Below are 3,165 nucleotides of genomic sequence, written 5' to 3'. Positions count from 1 at the left end.
GAGAGTGATCGCCATCCTTGGCGCTGGGCCGCTCATTCTGGCGATGCGGACCTGAACGGGTCGCCGCGACTCTTGTCCAACTTCACCCGCAGACGACGCGGCGCACACCTCAGGCATCCCAATAGCGCGTTTGCACACGGCCTCCACCCTTTTCGGTCGACGTCGCTCTATTCGTTGGGGGAATACAGCGCAGAAATTCAATGACTTAGTGCCGCTTCCCAAGCTGACGTCTTCGCGAAAATGTTCGCCTCCTCGCCCGGCGAACCTTGAGAACATGCGGGCTACGTGGATGGCTAACCCATTTGCTAAGCCGTTGAAATCGGCGACTGTTTGCAGTCCCTTCCGGGACGCCACTAAGCTGTCAGGCGATACCGGATCGGGTATGCTTTCCGGCCACTACGCTCTCCCGCTACCATCTTTCTCTAAGAAAAATCAAAACTTAGAAAAATTCGAGGCGAAACCAGACGCGTTGGGCGACTTGCAACACGTTGCAGATCGGCCGATTCCGCCTGTTTTCGAGTGTTGCAATTAAGTTCATGCAACACGATGCAACACGGGTCGCGCGAAGTTTCACATGGCATCAGACGTGATTTTGACGATGGCGGCCTGGCGAGCTGGGTCAAGCGGAGCGCCAGCGGCGTTACGACACAAGGCCACATCCCCCAGTGATCCGTTTGAGCCACCGAAAGTGGTCATTCGCGCCGGACCGCCTTATTCCATCGCCTCGCGCTTGGTTGAGAAGGCGCGGCGTAGCCGGGCCTGCCAGTCAGACGAGCGTCGGCGTGTCGTTGACGCGGTCCGGCGGCGCGACTACCTGCGGCCAGGCAGGAGACTTCATGTCCAATTTTACCTTCGCGCCTCTCGCCATTCCCGGTCCTGTGCTGGTCCGGCCGCGACGTTTCGATGATCGCGGCTACATCATGGAAACCTATAGCCGCGAGCCTTTCGACAGGGATCGCGCCGAATTTCATTCAGGACAACCAATCGCCCTCGTCGCTGGCGCACGAGCGAGCCGTCCGGCCGATTCGGTGCTTGTTTCCGCCCGGTTCGCCGCGACCTTTGGCTATCGCGCAAAGCCGTGGCAGGAACGCATGCGCGAGGTGGTGGCCTCGTTGACGGYGCAGAGGGTATCATGAAGGGCATCATTCTCGCGGGTGGCACCGGCACGCGTCTGCACCCGGTGACCTCGGTGGTCTCGAAGCAGTTGCTGCCCGTCTACGACAAGCCAATGATCTACTACCCGCTCTCGACGCTGATGCTTGCGGGTATCCGCGAGATCCTGATCATCACCACCCCCCATGATCAGGCGCTGTTTGCCCGCTTGCTGGGGGACGGGACCCAGTTTGGCCTGAAGCTCAGCTACGCCGTGCAGGCCGAGCCGCGCGGCCTTGCCGACGCCTTCATCGTCGGGCGCGATTTCGTCGGGATCGATCGCGTCGCGTTGGTTCTTGGTGACAACATCTTCTACGGCCATGGCCTGCCTGAGTTGATGGCGGAGGCGATCGCGCGGCCGACGGGGGCGACCGTCTTCGGTTATGCCGTCTCCGATCCGCAGCGTTATGGCGTGGTCGAGATCGACGCGGCGGGCACGGGCATCTCGATCGAGGAGAAGCCGGCCGAACCGAAATCCAATCTCGCGGTGACCGGCCTTTATTTCTACGACAACGATGTGCTCGACATCGCCGCGGGCATCGCGCCGTCGGCGCGCGGCGAGATCGAGATCACCGATATCAACCGCGTCTACATGGCGCGTGGTAAGCTTCACGTTCAGATCATGGGCCGGGGCTTCGCCTGGCTCGATACCGGCACGCATGAGAGCCTGATGGAAGCGGGGCAGTTCATCGAGATCCTGGAGCGGCGCCAGGGCATGAAGATCTCCTGCCCGGAGGAAATCGCCTTCCGTAAGGGGTTCATCACTCGCGATCAGCTGGCCGAACTGGCGAAGCTGACGGGCAAATCGAGCTACGGGCAGTATCTTGCGAAACTGCTCTGATTGCGGGCCTTCCGGCTCATGAAGGTGCGGAGATCGGTATGACCTGGTCGGCGCGGCAAGGCACGAAATTCGAGGATGAGCGGACCCGCCCCGGTGACGCGCGCACACGACAGCTACTCCACGACTCGCAGTAGCCCCGCCGGTTCTGGGGAAATTCGGCGGGGCTACTTAGACGGCGGCACGTTTGAAAGTTTCTGCCGATGCCGGCGCGATCGCGTCCGAACCTGCAAACATTCAACGGCGAACTCACCCGTGACTATTTTCCAAACGCGTCTCGTCGCTGTTCTCAAACCAAAGAATAGCGGCGCCGAGTCCGGCGATCCACCAACCCTGCCATGCGCCATGACCAACGGTGGCGATCGAAAAGACGGTAGCGAACAACGCGAGCCGCGGCGCCAACTTTCGTGCCGGAAGATGGCGCAAATGCACGAGCAGGAGCAGGCCAGTGAGGGTCAGCAATGTTGCGCCGATCAGCCCGGTCTCCGCCCAGGCCTGTAGCGGCATGTCATGAGGGTGGCCCACCGCCAGAAGCAATCTTTGCTCGGGCGAGACGTCTGCTGCCACCGGGTGCTCGTGCATGCTGGCAGAAGTGCCGAACCCAGTCCCCGCGATCGGTCGCGCCCATGCCACCTCGCCAAAGCTTCTCCAGATATCGATGCGAACCTGACCCGTCATTTTGGGCAAGCGGTCCAGAATCAGCGTTGGTAGCCCGCGCTCGGCCGTCACACCTAGAACTGGCCCTATCGCCATCGTTAGCACAAATGCAAGCCCGATCGCTCCCAGAGCCGCACGTGGCATGAGCGCCGCCAATACCCAGCAGAGCGCTGCCACAACAACGCCAAGCTTGGCCGATGCGCTTTGAGAAAATAGCGCCAGGATGACGACGATGGAAGCAGTCAGGACCGCAAGAGACCGGTCGAATCCGCGACCAGATGGCATTGTCCAGAGGTGGTGGACGACTGGCACCGCGAGTACGACTGCGACAATCACCGGGCGGTTGAAGATAAAGGCCATCATCTTGCCGGAGCCGAGGGCTGCACGCTGTGACAAGCCAGAGGCGAGTTCGATCATCACGAGCGCGGAAGTCAGGATGATTGCCAGCGCGAGAGCGCGCAACAGCATCGACGTAGGCCGAAACTTTCTGGATGCGGCAATTACGAGCGTGAAAGCTA

At 61.1% G+C, this 3,165-nt stretch carries 3 protein-coding genes; 2 read left to right on the top strand and 1 reads right to left on the bottom strand.

Annotated features, from left to right (window positions below):
• The first annotated feature begins 836 nt into the window (after window positions 1-836).
• Together AC1D34_RS35845 and rfbA are read left to right on the top strand one after the other, a co-directional pair.
• Window positions 837-1,136, top strand: coding sequence for a hypothetical protein (locus AC1D34_RS35845; RefSeq protein WP_476826824.1), 300 nt, complete (start codon window positions 837-839; stop codon window positions 1,134-1,136).
• Complete coding sequence (gene rfbA, locus AC1D34_RS35840; RefSeq protein WP_441505124.1) at window positions 1,133-1,993, top strand: glucose-1-phosphate thymidylyltransferase RfbA; 861 nt, start codon at window positions 1,133-1,135, stop codon at window positions 1,991-1,993. Before AC1D34_RS35845 ends, rfbA begins: the two co-directional genes overlap by 4 nt.
• A 246-nt stretch (window positions 1,994-2,239) precedes the next feature.
• Here the strand turns inward: rfbA and AC1D34_RS35835 are convergent.
• The coding region (locus AC1D34_RS35835; RefSeq protein ID WP_476826823.1) for an O-antigen ligase family protein at window positions 2,240-3,165 on the bottom strand (926 nt) is incomplete at its 5' end.

The sequence above is a fragment of the Allobosea sp. P1_A7 genome, assembly GCF_056406775.1.
This window is presented reverse-complemented; position numbering and strand designations above follow the sequence as displayed.